Source organism: Mucilaginibacter sp. 5C4, from assembly GCF_034345625.1.
GTDB classification, from domain to species: Bacteria; Bacteroidota; Bacteroidia; order Sphingobacteriales; family Sphingobacteriaceae; genus Mucilaginibacter; species Mucilaginibacter aurantiaciroseus.
Genome location: NZ_CP133775.1, coordinates 3,183,680 through 3,201,218 on the forward strand (window position 1 = coordinate 3,183,680; position 17,539 = coordinate 3,201,218).

At 46.1% G+C, this 17,539-nt stretch carries 16 protein-coding genes; 1 reads left to right on the forward strand and 15 read right to left on the reverse strand.

Annotated features, from left to right (window positions below):
* Window positions 1–8: 8 nt before the first annotated feature.
* The 7 genes from RHM67_RS14930 to RHM67_RS14960 form a co-directional block, all read right to left on the reverse strand.
* Window positions 9–1,535: a flavin monoamine oxidase family protein gene (locus tag RHM67_RS14930; protein ID WP_322227635.1), complete on the reverse strand. Its 1,527-nt coding sequence runs from the start codon at window positions 1,533–1,535 to the stop codon at window positions 9–11.
* 89 nt (window positions 1,536–1,624) lie between these two features.
* The gene (locus RHM67_RS14935) at window positions 1,625–1,804 is read right to left on the reverse strand and encodes a hypothetical protein (protein WP_322227636.1); all 180 of its coding nucleotides are present in this window, start codon (window positions 1,802–1,804) and stop codon (window positions 1,625–1,627) included.
* Window positions 1,805–1,931: 127 nt separating this feature from the next.
* Window positions 1,932–2,084: a hypothetical protein gene (locus RHM67_RS14940; RefSeq protein WP_322227637.1), complete on the reverse strand. Its 153-nt coding sequence runs from the start codon at window positions 2,082–2,084 to the stop codon at window positions 1,932–1,934.
* A 42-nt stretch (window positions 2,085–2,126) separates the two neighbouring features.
* Window positions 2,127–2,276 carry a hypothetical protein gene (locus RHM67_RS14945; RefSeq protein WP_322227638.1) on the reverse strand — a complete coding sequence of 50 codons (150 nt, stop codon included), beginning with the start codon at window positions 2,274–2,276 and terminating at the stop codon, window positions 2,127–2,129.
* A gap of 80 nt (window positions 2,277–2,356) precedes the next feature.
* Complete coding sequence (locus RHM67_RS14950; RefSeq protein ID WP_322227640.1) at window positions 2,357–2,959, reverse strand: hypothetical protein; 603 nt, start codon at window positions 2,957–2,959, stop codon at window positions 2,357–2,359.
* A gap of 178 nt (window positions 2,960–3,137) precedes the next feature.
* A complete protein-coding gene (locus RHM67_RS14955; protein ID WP_322227642.1) occupies window positions 3,138–3,356 on the reverse strand; it encodes a hypothetical protein in 219 nt (72 codons plus the stop codon).
* 72 nt (window positions 3,357–3,428) lie between these two features.
* Window positions 3,429–3,881: a DUF4395 domain-containing protein gene (locus RHM67_RS14960; RefSeq protein ID WP_322227643.1), complete on the reverse strand. Its 453-nt coding sequence runs from the start codon at window positions 3,879–3,881 to the stop codon at window positions 3,429–3,431.
* A 228-nt stretch (window positions 3,882–4,109) separates the two neighbouring features.
* Between RHM67_RS14960 and RHM67_RS14965 the strand changes: the two genes are divergently transcribed.
* The gene (locus RHM67_RS14965) at window positions 4,110–5,255 is read left to right on the forward strand and encodes a hypothetical protein (RefSeq protein WP_322227644.1); all 1,146 of its coding nucleotides are present in this window, start codon (window positions 4,110–4,112) and stop codon (window positions 5,253–5,255) included.
* Here RHM67_RS14965 and RHM67_RS14970 read toward each other — a convergent pair whose 3' ends face one another.
* From RHM67_RS14970 to RHM67_RS15005, 8 genes are all read right to left on the reverse strand, one after another.
* The gene (locus RHM67_RS14970) at window positions 5,256–6,014 is read right to left on the reverse strand and encodes a ThuA domain-containing protein (protein ID WP_322227645.1); all 759 of its coding nucleotides are present in this window, start codon (window positions 6,012–6,014) and stop codon (window positions 5,256–5,258) included.
* A 9-nt stretch (window positions 6,015–6,023) separates the two neighbouring features.
* Window positions 6,024–7,439: a serine/threonine-protein kinase gene (locus RHM67_RS14975; protein WP_322227647.1), complete on the reverse strand. Its 1,416-nt coding sequence runs from the start codon at window positions 7,437–7,439 to the stop codon at window positions 6,024–6,026.
* Complete coding sequence (locus tag RHM67_RS14980; RefSeq protein WP_322227648.1) at window positions 7,432–8,223, reverse strand: FHA domain-containing protein; 792 nt, start codon at window positions 8,221–8,223, stop codon at window positions 7,432–7,434. Before RHM67_RS14980 ends, RHM67_RS14975 begins: the two co-directional genes overlap by 8 nt.
* 65 nt (window positions 8,224–8,288) lie before the next feature.
* Window positions 8,289–12,359, reverse strand: a complete 4,071-nt coding sequence (locus tag RHM67_RS14985) for an FtsW/RodA/SpoVE family cell cycle protein (RefSeq protein ID WP_322227649.1) — start codon at window positions 12,357–12,359, stop codon at window positions 8,289–8,291.
* Complete coding sequence (locus RHM67_RS14990) at window positions 12,346–13,803, reverse strand: protein phosphatase 2C domain-containing protein (RefSeq protein ID WP_322227650.1); 1,458 nt, start codon at window positions 13,801–13,803, stop codon at window positions 12,346–12,348. Before RHM67_RS14990 ends, RHM67_RS14985 begins: the two co-directional genes overlap by 14 nt.
* A 96-nt stretch (window positions 13,804–13,899) precedes the next feature.
* Window positions 13,900–14,844 (reverse strand): hypothetical protein, encoded by a 945-nt coding sequence (locus RHM67_RS14995; RefSeq protein WP_322227652.1) that lies wholly within the window; start codon window positions 14,842–14,844, stop codon window positions 13,900–13,902.
* Between the two features lie 44 nt (window positions 14,845–14,888).
* Window positions 14,889–16,256, reverse strand: coding sequence for a serine/threonine-protein kinase (locus tag RHM67_RS15000; RefSeq protein ID WP_322227653.1), 1,368 nt, complete (start codon window positions 16,254–16,256; stop codon window positions 14,889–14,891).
* Window positions 16,257–16,413: 157 nt separating this feature from the next.
* Complete coding sequence (locus RHM67_RS15005; RefSeq protein WP_322227655.1) at window positions 16,414–17,442, reverse strand: LLM class flavin-dependent oxidoreductase; 1,029 nt, start codon at window positions 17,440–17,442, stop codon at window positions 16,414–16,416.
* Between the last annotated feature and the right edge of the window lie 97 nt (window positions 17,443–17,539).

Consider the following 17,539-nt stretch of genomic DNA (forward strand, 5'->3'; position numbering starts at 1 on the left):
GGTAAGGCTTAAGAATTGTTAACAATATAGGTACAGGCATCAATGGTAGATTCCAGCGAGCCCTGGATCCAAGAATGGGTAAGGGAACAATGCTCGCCCGCGAGCAGCACCTTGCCATCGGGTGTTTTCAGTTCCTTATATAAAAACTGGTGCTCGCCCGGGTTAAAGAACGCGAACGCGCCCGAGCTCCAGGGGTGGGTTGTCCAGCTCCAGCGCCTAAGGCCTATAATATCTTCATCTAATACGTAAGGATGCACTTTCCTTAATTCTTTTAGCACAAAGGCTTTCAAAGCTTCTTCCGGCAGGGCATCCACACGCCTTGCCTGCTGCCCCCAGGTGTATGATGCCAGCAGGAAAGATGGCGAATTAGAGACTTTAGGGTCGCGGGCTACGCTGTTATCTGATGGGTACCAGGTATGCCCGGCTGGGCCGTCGTAAATGGTACCGCCGCCAAAAATACCATCCTTTAGTTCCCAAAAGCGGTTACGGGTTTTTACTACAATTTTGGTTGATGAATCGTAATTCACCCTGCGGATGGCCCGGATCTTTTGTGGGGATAATGCGCCGCCCACATCCATTTTTGATACCAGGCCAAGCGGCGCGGTACAAATCACCCAGTCGCCCGTAACTTTAACCTCCTTGTCCGCTGCATCTTTATAATATACATCGGTAGTATTTTCATTCTGATGGATCTTAAATACTTTGGCCGATATGATGGTCTCCTTTTTCAAGTGCTCGTAAACTGCGGTAGCGAGGCTATCGGTACCGTTCTCCAGTTCGGCAAAATCTGTGGGGTCCCAGGTGGCATCCATCTCCTCGCGGATGTGCTCGGCCAGTGAGGTTTGCAGGTAAGTTTCCAGCCCAAAATGCGTTAGCACATATTCAGACGCCTCTTCGCTCAAACCAGCTTTTTTAAAGGCATCGTTCAGGCTGCTGCGGTCGAGCTGTTTGATCTTATCAGTAGTAGGTGTTACGCTGAAAATATCCTCGCGTTCTTCCTTGGTAAAGTTGCTGATGATACCTAACACGGCCTCCGTCCACAGTTCCGATAAATTTTTACCCTTTTCAACATCCGACAGGTTAAACAACCGCTTTGATGCCTGGATACCTTCATCGGTACGCTGGAAACGATGGCCGCGGATATAAGAAAACGTTTTTTTACTATCCTGCACAAAAGGTCGCAGTTTTAACCCTTGCTCGCTAATGTAAAGCCGGGTAAGCGTATGGCTTTTAGGGATGCGCATGGCGCCCAATTCGGCATGCAGGTCGCCTTCGCGCCAGGTGCGTAAGCGTCCACCAATATGGTCGTCCTGTGCTTCCAACAGGGTTACATTGTAGCCAAGTTTTTTCAGTTCGTGCCCTGCGCTAAGGCCGGCAATACCCGCCCCTATGATAATCACTTTTTTGCCTGCCTCAACTTTTGATTTACGCAGTTCTTTAAGTTTTTCGATATACTCATCCCCCCTGAATTTCGCGGGGTCTTCAACGGATGATTTGAATAATAGCGGGGCCGGTTTAAAACGATAAAATCTCATGGTGTGGGTTTGGATTAGGTTGTTGTATTCGCATTAATAACTAATGCACAGCAATTTAGCACAAAAAGCAATAAAAAGGAAAAGAGTATTTACTCTCCTCTGCTTATTTTTATAAATACTATTGATAAAATGGGTTTCCGTCGGGGGGGGTGTCCATCCGTTACCCTATAGATCACGTCTGTTAGGGTATTAAAAATATTTTCAGCACCATCCACCATATAGTGGTAAAGATCTTCGAATGCTTTGCCGATGTCGTCAAAAATGCTCATGATAGTTAGGGTTGTGGCTTAGTAAATATATAATTTAAAAAGCACTAAAGTACGTGGACAGGCAAAAGCTGCCAAGGCCAGTTTGGGCTTATTAAAAGGGGGTATCTCAGCTTTTTTAATGGTAGAATTAATACGGACCATCAACCTGCACAGTAACCAGGTCGAGGCTTTCGAAAGTAAGGTTAACCGACCTGTTCCCGTTTGGGCGGGTGCGATGTATTGTATATTTAGGAATGGTAAAAAGCTGATTTTGGAATAATTCGATTGTTTTATCTTCCAAATCGATGAATATAGAGCCCGCTATCACCAGGAAGCTCTCATCTTAATTTGGATGGAAATGCCAGTAGTAGGCCTCTGTCATCACACTCATCCTCACAACATGGTTGTTTACCAGCGCAACCGGGAAATTCTTGTAAACATTTGTCGCGGAGTTTTGGGCGATATCAATTACGGTAAGGTTTTGGGCGTCCATGGCTTGAGGGATCTAATCCTAAAGGTCGACAAAAACCGATAATTAATATGGCAGTAAGAGAGAATAATTAAGCTTATGGATTATATTTCCAGCATCCGGTGCTGCAAAATACCAACTACGTAAGGCGATACAATTTTGATAGTATGCTCTACATTAAGCGGAATTTCCAGAAAGCTGCCGCCATACAGGTGAAAGGTATCCTCACCAACAGTACACACGCATTCGCCTTTCAGGATGAAGAAACTTTCGATCAGATCGCCGTGGGTTTCCTCGGGAACATCACATTTGGTTACTACCAATACTTGTGATACTAGCGGCGAATTAGTTAAAACCTCGGCAAAAATATCCTGATCAGGATTTTCCGGGATCAGGTGCTTCAATGCTTCTATCCATTGCAGGTGGTTGGCATCCGCATTGGTTAAAGGAAGGTTATTCAGATCTAAAGCAGGTAAGGCATCAGCAAAACCAAGGGAAGCAAGCAACCTGTTTTTTGAATGATCTGATGGAGCGATGGCAGTTAAAGCGGCTAATTTTTCAACAGCAACTTCAATAGCGTTTAGTTCCGCTTTTACTTCGGGATATAGCAAGCTCAAGCGAACAACATCTTGCTGATCTTCGCTGTTTAGCAACCCTAGGATATACTCCTCCAGGATGCCACTTTCTATATATCGTTTAATCTCCATTAATTACCAAGGTACGCCAATGTTATATTGATACAAATATAAGTATTTGGCAATTAGTATTTTTTTCATTCTTAACCGTTTTAAGAGTAAATTATTCGAACAAGTTGTGCCGGTTTTATTCGCAAAAAAACCCCGGAAATAACTCCCGGGTCAACCTAAACCAATTATTACCTGTAAACTATCCTTCATCATCATAAAAGCCCGGCGCAATGGCTAGGGCCGCGCTTACACCACCAAAAAAATTAGCGGTGTGCAATGGATCGCCATCGTAATAAAAGACCCCGGCACCTGCATCAAATATGGTGGCATTTGTGTTCAGGAAATTCTCGTTACCTGGTAAGGTGGGGTCAAAGCCGCTGCCGGGGTTAAACTGCCTGCCGTTCAAATTGATGGTCAACTATATCATAAAACACGAAAAGCCGCATGATCATGCGGCCTCTTTATTATAGTTTCTTATAAAAAGATCAATCTATCCCCTTCCAAACTTCCTCATCACCCATTGCAAACTTGTATACACATAACATCCCACACAAAACCCACTGAACGATTCCAGGAAGGCGAAAATGCATAACAACACAGTAAGGGGCAACAATACTACCGCCCACTCTGCAATAGTAGCTATTAGGATAATGGATACAAAAGTTAAGCCCATCCCGGCTGCAAAACGTTTTGGGCCGCGGTCGGTAGGTTTGTAGGGGATCTTGAAACGGAATACCAGCCTGTCGGCTAACCAGCCCAGCGGGCTGTATTTTTGCTTGTTAAAGGTCCGTGTGAAAAAGTCGAACACCAATAGGATGATGAGCAAACTATAGCTTGTAAACAAAAAGAACAAGCCCAGCACCAATACCAGCAAGGCAATCATTCTAACTTTATTTTCGTTCACTTTTACATGGTCTACCGGGCATTGCAGGTCGTTATTCATTATATTTAATTAATAGGTACTAAACTTAGCGTAAAAATAAACATATGTGTTTATAATGTTAAATAATGTAAAATAAGTGTGTCATTTTTGTAACACATTTATTAGTTAGTATATTTATCAGATAATGCTTTGCAATGGTTGGCAAAGTGTTTACTTAACCATATTGTTGTTGCTTATAGGATTTCCCCCGCCTAAACTCGTTACCTTATCAATTCACAATATTAAAAAATGAAAAGCACAACACAATCTATTTTATTTAAGCCGATACTTTTAGTACTGCTCATCATCAGCAGCTTTACAACAGCCCGTGGCCAATTATCGGCATCTATGCCATACCGCGCCCCAAGGCCAGATACCACCACCCAGCCCCTGCCATTTACCGAAGCTAAAGAAACTGCCTACGCCGCCACTACCGCCACTAATATTTTTGATGACGATGATGATAACAAACTACAAAAAACCATCTCGCTAAACCTGAACAAAACCCAGGAACGCAAGCAGCTAATGGGTTACCTAAAACAGCTTGAATTAGGCAACTCCGTAGCCGAGAACGAAAAAAACAATAAAGCACTATACCGCTTCGCAAACCTTTTTGCAAGGTTAAAATTGTACCCGCTGGCTATGAAATGCTTTTTTAAAACCATTGATAAGGCAAATAAAAAAGCAAGAAAAACCGAGATCCATTTAGCTGATGGCGATGATGATGTTAATATTAACGAATTGCCCATTAACGCCAAAGATGATTCGCTGCTTAACGCGCAAAACGAAGTTTTAAAAAGATCGAAAAGCAAATACACAAACTATAAACGTATTGCGGGCACCTTTAACGATGGTAAGCCAACTGTGGCTTACGCCTTACTTTTCCACGTAAAGCAGCCGGTATCGGGTAAACCACAAGTGTTTAAATTCAGCAATACAGGGCATACTTTTATTACGCTGATAAAATATAATTCCGATTCTACCTATGTATCATGCTCTTTCGGTTTCTATCCAAAAAAAGAAAAAATACTGTTTGCCACTCCGTGGGACCCATCTGCCGAAGGGCAACTGAAGGATGATGCCAGCCACCAATGGGATGAAGTGGTTGGGAAATTTATTTCTAAAAAGAGTTTTGAACGAATCCTGAACCTCACCAAAAAATACAGCGACTTAGATTATCATCTGAGTAATAACAACTGTACAGATTTTTGCCTGCAGGCCGCTTCTATGGCCGGTTTAAATATCACCAAAACCAAGGATAAATGGCCTTTAGGTTATGGTGCCAACCCGGGTACAACGGGCCAAAGCATTATTAATGGCGGCTATAACAATACCGATAAGCAGCCCAGTACCAATATATTCAAAAGCCTGAATATTGACGCTCTGATAAAATAATTACCTCCCCGCCGCCCAAAAAATAGCGTTGCTGAACAGCCTGGTGTAAGCCGGGTTATTAAACAGGTTTGGCGAATGCCCCATAAAAATATAAACGTTTCGTGCGTTATAATGCTCATTCGTCCACACTATGGGATGGTCGCCCATGGTAACTTTGGTTTGTTTGGGCTGATAGGTTGCTTCATCCACACTGGCCAGCACATGTACGTTTGGCCTTGGGCTTTTATCATAAGTGTACCACTCCTCCTGCTGGATAATAAACGATTGGGGTACGCCTTTCATCACGGGGTGTTGCTTGTCTTCTACATTCACAGTTCCTTTCGCAAAAGTTTCGATATAATCCTTCCACCTTATGCCACCCATAAATTGCGAGAACCAATCCCACATAGGGTAGCCATCAAACTCGCCCAGTAATGTAGCATGATGAAAGCCTATCCATCCCCCCCTGCCCTCGTTAATGTATTGCTCAAACGCGGCGGCGGCTTTCGGTTTCCAGGCGTAAGGGGCATAATCCAGTTGGATGAAGAGTTGGTAATTGGCTAAGAAAGCGCTGTCGATCTTATCAGTATTCTGAATATAATTGATAGTAAATCCCTTTTTGGCTGCGAGTTGATTTAGCCACAGTTTCGCGTGTTTGGAGTACTCCACGTGGTGGCCGCCGTTCTCGTACAATGCAAGCACTTTAAACGGTTTAATTTTTTGCGCGCAGGCAACAAGGCCAACACAAGCGACACACAAAAGCAGGATTATCTTTTTCATTCCCGAAATTTAGAATATTCCGAGGAACTTCTTGCGCTTTTTCTTTATGGGAACGACAGGTTTTATAATGGAAGAATCTGTACCGGCAGCAAGTATCGCCCTGGTTGCGGCAGCTCTTTTCGCGGCGTTCAACTTGCGGTTATACGCCCTCATAACACTATCATGCGCATAGGGCCTTAATATCATAGGCGGTTTCAAATAATTTGTAGGGCTTATGTATACCGTTTTAACATTCACAGACGCGGGCTTATTAAAATAGGAATACACAAACAATGCGACAAACACCAGCGCCACCATTACAATACCCGCAAGTGCTTTCTTTGGCAGAAATACCAGTGAATTGTTCCGCTCGTACACACCTTTAGCTTCGTTGAAACGTGCACCGGTTTCGTTGGCGTAATGTTTAAGGGAGAATAGTTGCTCTTCCTTTTTAACCTCATCTTGCTGATACTGGGCTACTATCATTTCAAGTCGCTCATTCTCTACCTGTATAGCCGCGGTACTTACTTTACCATCTGCAGATAGGCTTCCGTTAACGATTGCGTCATGCAGTTCCATCCCGTTTTTAAAACGGGCATTGGGCAATTTTTGCAGGCATTTATCAATCACATCCAGTAGCCATTGGGGCACTTGCAGTTCCTGGGTTTGTTTCAGGGTTGTCCAGGCATCGGTCATGCTCTTTTTACGGGCCTCGCGCAGGTCGGGCACCAGGGCTTCCATATGGGCAAGCATAATAGCGTTGCGGCCTGTTTCTCCATTGCCCGTAAGGGGGAACGGAACTTGACCTGTTAGTAATTCGTACAGGATAATGCCGTAGCTGTAAATATCCGTCTGCAATAGCATCGCGCCGTCATGCTGCTCGGGCGCCATAAATTCTATTGCTCCTGCGTGGCGGATGCTGCTGCGGCGTTCCTCCTCGCTCATGATGGCCAGGCCAAAATCCAGCAGTACATAATTACCTGTGTGGATATTGTATTTTACATTATTGCTTTTAACATCGCCATGCTTTACACCTACTTTATGGCAATGCGCCAAGGCACCCGCAAGCTGGTCGGCAACACGGATAGCTTCTTTCAGCATAAAGATCTTTTCGTTCGGTGGCTGCAATAACTCGCAAAGGTCCGGCCCCTCAATGTACTCCATCTCGATATATGGCAGCGAGCCGCTTTCGGTTATGCCCGAGCTTAAGATCTTTACAACGTTGGGATTTGGTTCTTCGTTTACCTTTTTCAGCTTGGCAACTTCGTTACTAAAGTTGCGGTAATTTTTATCATCTTCACTTTCGGAGTGGATAGGCGTTGGCAACAGTTTTACAGCCGTTAGCACAGGCCCCATGCGGCGGCCTTTATATACTGAGCCCTGCCCGCCGGTACGCAGCGCGCCAAGGTTCTCTAAGCCTTCTGTAATGGTAAAAACTTTACTCATTTGCTGCCGGTTGGTAACTAAACTCTAACACTGCCGATTCGCCCAGTATAATCTGGTCGCCTTCCTGTAACTGGTGGCCAATATGGGTAGATGTCAGTTTGATAATATCTTCACTCTTTTCTGAACGGATCTTGATCTTATTTCGTGGTGGTACGCCGCCTTCATCCGCAAAAAGCATAAACCTGCCCGCGTCATTATTCCATTCGATGCGTGCATGCTGGCGGCTCACATATTTATTGCCATCGCTTTGGCTTTCGCTGGGGAACGCGATATGATTGGTGCGGAAGAACCCGTCATCGCCCTGCGCTTTTTTATCCCTGCCAATGTGGATCTTCTCCCCTTCGGACGTTAACTGATATTCTTTTTGCTCGGTCTCTCCGCTTAAAGGGCGGATATAAGCAGTAGCGCTTTGCTTAATAAAATTCTTACTTGTTTTGATAAAAAACGCGGCGTCAAGCTTGGTAGCCCTGATCGCCTCCGGCGGAAATTCCTCTGTAAAAACCACCTCCATCAGCCACCTTTCGGGCAGGTTTACGGCATAATCATCTGCAATGCGCTGTACCTCGTCTTTAAAAACTTCGGGTTCTTCAGTATAAACAGAAGCCTCGTACATGGGGATGTCAGACGCAGGAGCGTTCACGTAAAGGGTTAATCCTTTAATGTTGCCGCCTTCTCCGCCTTCGGCCTTTTGCAGTTCCTGTTTGATAAATTGTAACAATTCATAACGGATGCTTTTCACATCAGCAGGCCTGTCGGCTTTATCACTTTTAAACAAATTGAACATAATGCTGCGCTGTACTACTTATATTGAACCCTAAAAACCATTTTATATTATGTTAAACCCAAGCCTTATTCACTTGTTTGCTCTTTAATACTTTTAATGTATCCTTTTTCTTTCAGGAACGGAATTACGTGCTTTGCAGCCAATCGTACTGCATCTGATGACCCTTTTGTCGATTCTATCCGCACACAAACCACCACATTTCCGCTTCCATCCGCCTTCGGCGCAAAGAAAACGTACCAGCCATCATTTATCTGCTGTTTCTTCCAGATCCTTTCGGGCGTACCGGTTTTACCTGCTACCGCAAGGCCCAGGATCCATTCCTTTGGCGCGCTTTGCTCTATCATATATTTGCGAAGCAATGCCGCGTATTTAGGGTCGTTAGTCAATTTAATCCCTGGCTTAACCGTGGTTGCCGAATCAGCTACCTTTAACACATACCTGTTCGGCAGAATAGTACCATGATTGGCAATGCCTGATGCCATCCGCGCGACAGATGCCGGTGTAGCTATCAACTCACCCTGCCCCCATGCCATACCCGAGATACCCTTAGCACGTGTTTTACGGATATTGTCCGGGTTGTATTTCGGTTTGGTGTTGAACTCCGTTTTACGCCATAGCTCGCGCCATTTTTCTTCCTGCGCGGCGTTCTCTTTACCGCGGCCATAATAATAACCACCCACCCCATGCAGGAACATGCCCGTTTTTAAATATACGGTAGCCATATCTTCCTGCAAGTGCTCCTGGTTGGCGAGCTTAATGAAATATACGTTGTTTGATTTGGCAACGGCACGTTCCAAGGTGATCAATCCCGTTTCATCAGGCTCCAAACCTTTGGTACGGATGCGCTCGTAACTTTCTACATTGTACTTTTTATCGGCAGCTGCCAGCCCCAGTTTATTGAACGATGCGATAGATGTAGCCAGCTTTGCTGTTGAGCCCGGTTGCGTTGCGAGGGTAAAACCAAGATCTTGCGTGGTTGTCCATTGCGAAAGCTGGTTTTGATCGTAATAACTCATGGTAAGCTTTTCCCAATCATGCACGGGCGGCAACGGGTAATTGGCGGATGTAAGCACATCGCCCGTGTTAGATTCCATCACCACAACCGACACGCGGTTATCCAACAGAGAAGTATCCGTTGCCATAGAGGTTTGAATACTGGTTTGCAGGCCGGCATCCATCGTCAGCTTAACATCCCTGTTACGGTTTTTAAAGGCTTCCACCTCCTTGCTGTTGATGCCCGCGATGAGTAATGGCGCTATCTCGCTGTAGTCTTTCTTCACCACTGCCATTTCTTTTACGCCACGCGCCAAAAAGCGATCTTCTCGGTAGTGGTTGGCAGTCACGTTGTATTTCTCTGTCGGCATTTTAAAGCCGCGCAGTTCGGCTGCGTGTTCGTACTCGGCAAAGTAACCGTTAGGGCTACCGTTGAAAACGCCCGTATTGGCATCGCCCGTCCAAAAGAACATTTGCGCATCAAACGGGTAATACCTGTTTAACCGCTTGTGCATGGCAGAATCGATATTATAATCCTGCGCTCCGGCCAATACCAGTTTACGATGCTGTTTTTTAACCATTTCGGGCTTGCTGGTTGCCAGTAGCGTACCGGTACGGTCATACAAATCGCCGGCTTGCAGCCTGTTCATCAATATGGCTATCCGCGGGTTATAACTAAACATTCTGGCGCCGCTTTTATCGGCTACCAAAGCAGGTTGAACCACCCATTTTTTATTATTAGACAAATAGCGCGATACGTTGACCGTTAATAACGTAACCGCAACAAAGGCGGCTATCAAGGCAGGCACCAGGTTTTTATCCTGCTGGCGCGATATATAATTCATTTGAACCGGCGTACCCCTCACCAGTGATGCGGAGAGCAAAAAGCCCGAAGCCATCAAGTTTGCCACCAACGACGACCCTCCATAACTCTGGAATGGCAGCGAAACGCCCGATAAAGGCAATGCACCCGTTGAACCACCCGCAATGAGCAGAAACTGCACAAAGGTGGAAACGCCTATCCCAGCGCATAAATAGAATAGGAACGGTGTACCTGTTCGCCGCCCAATGAGGATGGAACGATGCAGGTAAACCAAAAACAGCACAAAAATGCAGACAATACCCGTCCACCCAAACTCCTCGCCCATGGATGGTAAGATCATATCGGTATGCGCCTCCGGGATGGTTTTGGCAAAGCCCTCACCTACACCCTGGCCGCTTACGCCGCCGCTGCTCATAGCCCAAAGGCCGTTTGCTACCTGGTCGCCACCGTAAACCTCGTTATTCCAGGCATCTTGCCAAATGGCCTTACGATCCACCAACCTTTGTACCGGGCCGGGAAATAGTTTGCCTAAATAAGGGATCTGGTCGATGGTTAAAAATGCGGCCATAATGATGAGTACCATCATTGCCGATTCGCTCAATTGCTTACGTTTAAACAGCATGAATAGCGCCGCGATAGCCGCGGTTATCAATGCCGAAAGCCAAACGTTCTTCACCACCCACGATACAATAACGTACAGCACCACCGCCCCCGCCATGAACATAAAATCGCCACGGGAGAAGGAGAATAGCACAATGAAGGTAAAACACACCACCATCGCCGGGCCCAAATCTCCCAGTAAAAGAAACAGCAGTAGCGTTACCAAAATAGCTATCAGCGCGAAGGAGAAGAAAGACCAGCGTTTGCTCCAGCTGGTGTATTCGCTGATCAGTTTTTCGTTGGCGGCAAAAAAGCCCGCCAGGAAAAGGATGATAAGATATTTTACGATCTCGCTAGGTTGGAAACCAAAGAGGTTAACCTTAACGCCGCTACCTTCGGGGCCTGTACCAAATTTGATGGTCATGGCCAGTAGCGTAGCCGCCAGTACCACCCAAGGCCAGCCGTTTGCCGCGTTGCGGTTGTTTTTAAATATCAGCATGCGGTAGATCCACGAGTCGGGTGTAAAGCGGCGTAGTTTTAATTGCAGCATCACCAGCATGGCTACCAAACCAATACCGAGAAATACCAGCATATCTTTAGCCAAAAACCTATCGCGAAGCGGGTCTTGTAAACTTAATAAGGTGAGGAAAGACAAGCCGGTAAGGATCATCACCACGGGCAGTATCAACTGATCTGACGTGCTAAACTTCCACGACAGTAGGATATGTACAAACAGGAAAGCCCCGATAAACACGCACGAAATAATTAGGAACCACTTATTAAACTCAACCGGGGTACGAATAATGAGGGATTTTTCCTTCTTCAGGATATTAAAATCGCGGGTAGAAAAAAGCCTGATGGTATGCGGCGCCTGGCTAAACGTCAAGCTCGCGTCATCATCCAGATTTTGCACGCCCTGCGATGTACCAAACTGAAAGCCGGGTTGTAAGGGCAATATTTTAAAGGCCTTGCCCTCGGGTAGATTTTTAAATTCGGCAATGCCTTGCTCATTGGTACGGGCATAGGCGGTTAAGGCCTGCAGGCGTTTTTTGCCGGCACTATCGGGCAGGAAAGTTTTTTTATAACCATTACCAGTCTCAGTAACTGGTTTTAATTCGTCAAGTTCTTCATCGGTAAAAATGCTATCCTGCGGCAATATCATATCCATGCGGACCAGCACGCCGGCAATAGGTTGCTTTTTATTGGTGATGACACCGCTAATGCTGTACCCGCCCAGCGCCAGGTTGGTAACATTGGGTGCTTTTATCGGGTTGCTGCGCTCGTTTACAAACAACGTGGAATCCTCACCTGTATATCCTAATAAAGATCGCGAAGCAGCAACACGCGCCTTAAACGACTCGCCGCCTTGCTGGAAGGCGTCATCGGCAGCAATAAAATACTTGCGCTTGTTTAGCTCGCCTATGTTATCAATTTTTTGCCCGGTGCCTATATTGTTGGCAACTGTTTGGGTGATGAGGTTGATGTCGCGCTTATCTTCAAAATAATAGCCTTTGGTTAACAAGGTTTTTAGCTGCCCGGCGGGATCAGGCGCATTCAGGTTGATCATCGTGCCATCCTGCAGGCGCTTATCCACATCGGCAAAACGTTTTTGCACAACGGTATATAGTCTAAAGAAAAGAAATACAAATAATACGCTTATTAGCAACAGGAAAGCCCTCTCCTTCCAGCGGGTTTCCGTTTGGATCTTATCGGGCTCCATTTGGCTTGGCAGGGGTTTGGGGTTTAGCAGTTTGCGGGTTAACTTTTGTGGCTGGGAAATAGGCGGTTACGGGTTTATCTGCAAGCAGTTCGTACTTACGCTGAACCGGCAGGCGGCAGTTCATAAACAGTGTGTTTTTTAAAGAGAAAGCCGTGTTTTGCAGATCGATGGCCGTATCAAAACCCTCAAACTTAAAGTTCTCTAAAACGATGACCTTACTATTCTTACCAATAGCTAAAGCCGGGCCTTTATAGGCCGTATCGCGCTGCAAAACAATATCGCCTTTCACGCGGATGTATAAAGTATCATGGTCGATGTGCAGTGTATCGGTAAGCACTATGGGTTTCTTGAATGATGTATCAGACAATACCAATGTATCTCCTTTAAAGGCATCAATGGCATCCTGCAATTTAACTTCATCGCCGTTGCGTAGCTTTTCTGTAGGCCTACCCGATTGCGCGGTTGGTTTGCCAGCGGGTTGTTTGGACATGTACAGCCAAATGCTGGTAGCTAAAAATACCAGGCACAGCAGCCCGAGCAGAATGGTTAAGCCATTACTTTTATGTTGAGCCATAGGTGGTTCGGTTTGTAGTCGTGATTTGGGTTGGTTACGGGCTGAAGTTATCCCATCATCGGTTTCATCATTCCTCTTTACGGGCGATGATACAGGCATGGTAACCTGCGGGCGTTGCTGCGGTTTATCGTTTTGTACCAATACAACCGTAACGTTATCGCGACCACCGTTATCATTAGCTGTATTGATCAGCTGGATAGCCTTTTCCCGCAAAGGAATATTTTGAGTGATGATATCCAGGATAGCCGTTTTATCTACCAGATCCGTCAGGCCATCGCTGCACAGCAGCAGCATATCGCCCGGCAAAAACGGCGACTGCCCTGTTTCGATAAAACTTTCGTCGGTATCTATCTGGCTGGTAAAACCAAGGGCCTTGTTGATCTCGTTACGTTTAGGATGGTTCATGGCCGCGGTTTCGGTTAACCTTCCGCTGTCTTCCAGGAAACCTACAAAGGAATGGTCTTTAGAGATCTTCACCAACGAATTATCGCGCAGCAGATACAAACGGGTATCGCCAACGTGGGCGTAAAAAAACTGGTTATGCTCCACATCTACCAAAGCAATGGTAGCTACGCAGGCCATACTTTCCAGGTCTTTGTCGCTTGCTTTTTTGTCGGAGATCTGGGCGCTTGCCAGTTTAAAGGCATCTATCATCCCGGGGATGATCTCGCCCTGAAGGCCGCTCAGCCGCTCAATAAAAACATCTTTTGCTATCGCGGCAGCAACTTCGCCGCCATTGTAGCCACCCACCCCATCAATTACCGAAGCCAGTAACATGCGGCCGCCCATCACCTTTTGGGTGATAAAGGCATCCTCGTTATTGGTACGTACCTTGCCGGTGTCGGTTAATCCAAAATAGTTTTCAGCCATTGCGTTTACCAGATTTTTTAATGTCAATAAAATGGGTTACCAACAGGCAAAACCCTATTGCCAACAGGCCTATAGATAATATTTGCGACATCCCTATCATCCTTTAAACAGGTTTAAACCAATGATACCATTCAGCAACATGCGCGAGTTTACGGGCAATTCCACCCATTTTGGCGAATTTATCTCGCTGCGTTCAACCGCAACTTCATTCAATGTAGTTATTTCGCCAAACGATGCCAGGTAAAATTTACCAGCGGCCTTGTTATACCTAATGTGCAAGTGCGGCGCGTTCACCCAATCGCTCGGGATGGTAAAGATGTTAGAATCCTCACGGGTTTCTTCGCTGCCGGATACGATGAGGTCTTCATCCGTCATAAAATATTCCACCTTTTTGCCTGCAAATTGCTGATCGGGTATAATGGTCTCCAGTCGTGCTATATTGGCTTGCGCCTTGGCGGCCTTTTCTTCCTGGGGTTCCAGTTCTTCCTCGTATGGGATCTCGAAATAACCTTCGCTGTAATAAGTAAAGCCTTTTAAAGCTTCCTGGCTTACATCAAAAGTTTGGGCGATACCCGTTTGGCGTGGAATGAATGTTACACGCAGGTTCTGCTCTTTTTGGTTATTGTCCGGTAGTAATTTACCGATGAAGCCTTTATCGCCGCGGGCATAATCCGGGTGCGATACCAAACGGAACACCCATTTAGAGCCCGACGGCTTTACGGTTTTACCCTGCGCGCGGTATTCTTTCAATATCTCGTAGAACTTGGTAACCGTTTCCTGTACGATGAGGCCGAAGATGCCTTGCTTATCGGCGACAAACTCCTTGTAATCATCGGCATTAAAACTGATGATGAACTCGTGGTAAAACACCACCCGGTCGGCAAAAGAAAGGTCTTTGATAGAATCGCGGAACTTCTCTACAATGTAGCTGTAAACCGTATCTGGCGTAAGGGCTTTCGCCTTGGCCTTCTCGGTGCTTTCGTTGGTTAAAAACCAATCCTGGATCCCTATGCGTTGCCAAAAATTTGGTGTTGATGCCATTTATATATCTTAGAAATACTGCCTTACGGCAGATGTTTAATGGTTTAATTACTTATTGTGTCCGGCTCTGTTCTGGTCGTATCAGGCGCGGGCTTTTGCGGTATTACTACCGGCTTTTTAACAACCGTATCTTTAGCTACGCGTATGCTATCCGCTTTTGCAGCATTATCCGTTGGGAATTTGGAGCCGAAGTTTACGCCTGTATCGCCTTTGCTCGCGCCACTGTTCTGTAACGAATCCTGGTTGATCTGTTTTGGCGGGCCTTGCTTTTTCAACAAGGTCGAGTAAACCGAAAAGCCCATGAACAGCACCAGCAATGTTATCACCGTATAGTAATATGGTTTTGACAGCGACACGCGCGATGCATCTTCTACCGGTTCGGCTATAACCTGTGCAGGCGGCGGACCAGCCTGTTGGTAAAGCATCAACTGATTATGCAGGCGTTCGTTCTCGCTACGCAGGGCGGCATTGCTTAACCCTCCCGTCAGGTCGAACCCATCAGATGCGCTGATGCTGCCTTTTATTATGGCGTCATGCAATTGTATACCATTGCTAAACCTATCTTTAGGTGCTTTTTGCAGGCATTTCGCGATCAGGTTTAACAACCATTTTGGTACCTGCATTTCGTGGCCTTTCATTTCATCGTCCCAGCTATCGGGCAACGATTTACGGCGGGCGTTCAGCAGATCGGGCACGGGGGTTTCTATATGGGCAAGCATCACCGCGTTACGGCCCGCATCGCCACCGCCATGAAGCGGGAACGGCACTTCGCCGGTTAGCAGTTCATATAAGATAATGCCATAGCTATATATATCCGTTTCCATCAGCATTTTGCCATCGTGCTGCTCGGGGGCCATAAATTCGATAGCCCCTGCATGGCGGATGCTGGTACGGCGCTGCTCTTCGCTCATTATCGCAAGGCCAAAATCCAGCAGTACATAATTGCCCGTATGGATATTATATTTTACGTTATTGCTTTTTACATCGCCATGCTTTACCCCTACTTTATGGCAATGTGCCAGGGCGCTCGCCAGCTGATCTGCCACGCGGATGACCTCTTTAAGCATGAAGATCTTTTCGTGAGGTGGTTTCAGCAGTTCGCAAAGGTCGGGGCCCTCAATGTACTCCATCTCGATGTAGGGGAAAGAGCCGCTATCGGTAATACCCGAGCTTAATATCTTCACCACGTTGGGGTTTGGCTGCTCGTTTACCTTTTGCAGCTTGGTAACCTCGTTGCGGAAATTACGGAAGTTCTTATCATCCTCACTTTCGGTATGGATAGGTGTTGGCAGCAGTTTTATGGCCGTAAGTACAGGCCCCATGCGGCGGCCCTTGTATACCGAGCCCTGCCCACCGGTGCTCATGGCGCCTAAGTTTTCAAGTCCCTCTGTTATTGTAAATACTTTACTCATTCGTAGATATTGTGCCGTAAATTATATAAACAGCATTTTACAGACTAAAGTACATTTATTACGCCTGTTTGTTGTAGGTTTTTATTAAGATGTTGAGATATATCCACAAAAAAGCCCGCTATCCTTGCAGATGCGGGCAGTATTTTCTGTTAGGTAATTAAGCTATAGGCGCATAAGCCGATGTACGGATAATATCAGCAAAAACCTTATAGGAGTACATGCGGGATTGATGGTCGAAGATATGCGTAGTTGCCATGATCTCGTCGATGCCGGTTTCTTCTACAAAAGCGCTTAATTCTGCCTTGATCTTTTCGGGCCCGCCAATGAACGAGTAGGCCAGCATCTGCATTACGGCTTCTTCTTCAAACACATTCCAAACGCTGTCCATGTGTTTAACTGGCGGCGGCAATAACTGACGCTTACCGGTTACTACACCCATGAAAAATTGCTTAACGGAGGTAGAAAGGTATTCCGCTTCGCCATCGGTATCGGCAGCTACTACGTTTACACAAGCCATTACATAAGGCTTTTGTAAATGTTCCGACGGTTTAAAGTTGTCGCGGTAGATCTGAATAGCTTCTTTAAAGTAAGTTGGTGCAAAGTGGCTGGCAAACGCATATGGTAAACCAAATGCGGCAGCAACCTTTGCGCTATCGGTACTGGATCCTAAGATCCATATCGGTACATCTAAACCCTCGCCGGGGATAGCCCTTACTTTGCTGTTGGCATTATCTGCCGAGAAATAGGTTTGCAGCTTTACAATATCCCTTGGGAAATTATGCGCCGCGTTAAAATTTTCGCCACGGATGGCAAGGGCAGTTACCTGGTCGGTACCCGGCGCGCGGCCAAGGCCCAGGTCTATCCTATCGGGATATAGCGATGCAAGCGTACCAAACTGCTCGGCTACAATAAGTGGCGCATGGTTTGGCAGCATAATACCACCCGAGCCAACACGGATCTTGGAAGTACCACCCGCAATGTAACCGATCAATACCGACGTTGCCGAACTGGCTACGTTCATCATGTTATGGTGCTCGGCAAACCAGTAACGGGTGTAGCCAATCTTTTCGGCAAGCTGCGCCACATCCATGCTTTTTTTAAAGCTCTCTGCGGGTGTGCTGCCCTCGGTTACCGAAGCAAGGTCTAAAACCGAATATTTTATATCTGCTATTTTTTTTGCGCTCATGTTTGTGTAATTCTGTAGATATAACACCCGTTTTTGGCATATATTATCCAATAATACGCCGAATTTGATGCTGTTAGGCCTATTTTGATGTTATATG

Excerpts from the sequence above, each read along its gene's own strand:
- RHM67_RS14945 (WP_322227638.1), bottom strand. The coding sequence starts at position 2,276 with ATGGACGCCCAAAACCTTACCGTAATTGATATCGCCCAAAACTCCGCG.
- RHM67_RS15005 (WP_322227655.1), bottom strand. The coding sequence starts at position 17,442 with ATGAGCGCAAAAAAAATAGCAGATATAAAATATTCGGTTTTAGACCTT.
- RHM67_RS15000 (WP_322227653.1), bottom strand. The coding sequence starts at position 16,256 with ATGAGTAAAGTATTTACAATAACAGAGGGACTTGAAAACTTAGGCGCC.
- RHM67_RS14990 (WP_322227650.1), bottom strand. The coding sequence starts at position 13,803 with ATGGCTGAAAACTATTTTGGATTAACCGACACCGGCAAGGTACGTACC.
- RHM67_RS14975 (WP_322227647.1), bottom strand. The coding sequence starts at position 7,439 with ATGAGTAAAGTTTTTACCATTACAGAAGGCTTAGAGAACCTTGGCGCG.
- RHM67_RS14950 (WP_322227640.1), bottom strand. The coding sequence starts at position 2,959 with ATGGAGATTAAACGATATATAGAAAGTGGCATCCTGGAGGAGTATATC.
- RHM67_RS14960 (WP_322227643.1), bottom strand. The coding sequence starts at position 3,881 with ATGAATAACGACCTGCAATGCCCGGTAGACCATGTAAAAGTGAACGAA.
- RHM67_RS14980 (WP_322227648.1), bottom strand. The coding sequence starts at position 8,223 with ATGTTCAATTTGTTTAAAAGTGATAAAGCCGACAGGCCTGCTGATGTG.
- RHM67_RS14935 (WP_322227636.1), bottom strand. The coding sequence starts at position 1,804 with ATGAGCATTTTTGACGACATCGGCAAAGCATTCGAAGATCTTTACCAC.
- RHM67_RS14995 (WP_322227652.1), bottom strand. The coding sequence starts at position 14,844 with ATGGCATCAACACCAAATTTTTGGCAACGCATAGGGATCCAGGATTGG.
- RHM67_RS14930 (WP_322227635.1), bottom strand. The coding sequence starts at position 1,535 with ATGAGATTTTATCGTTTTAAACCGGCCCCGCTATTATTCAAATCATCC.
- RHM67_RS14965 (WP_322227644.1), top strand. The coding sequence starts at position 4,110 with ATGAAAAGCACAACACAATCTATTTTATTTAAGCCGATACTTTTAGTA.
- RHM67_RS14970 (WP_322227645.1), bottom strand. The coding sequence starts at position 6,014 with ATGAAAAAGATAATCCTGCTTTTGTGTGTCGCTTGTGTTGGCCTTGTT.
- RHM67_RS14985 (WP_322227649.1), bottom strand. The coding sequence starts at position 12,359 with ATGGAGCCCGATAAGATCCAAACGGAAACCCGCTGGAAGGAGAGGGCT.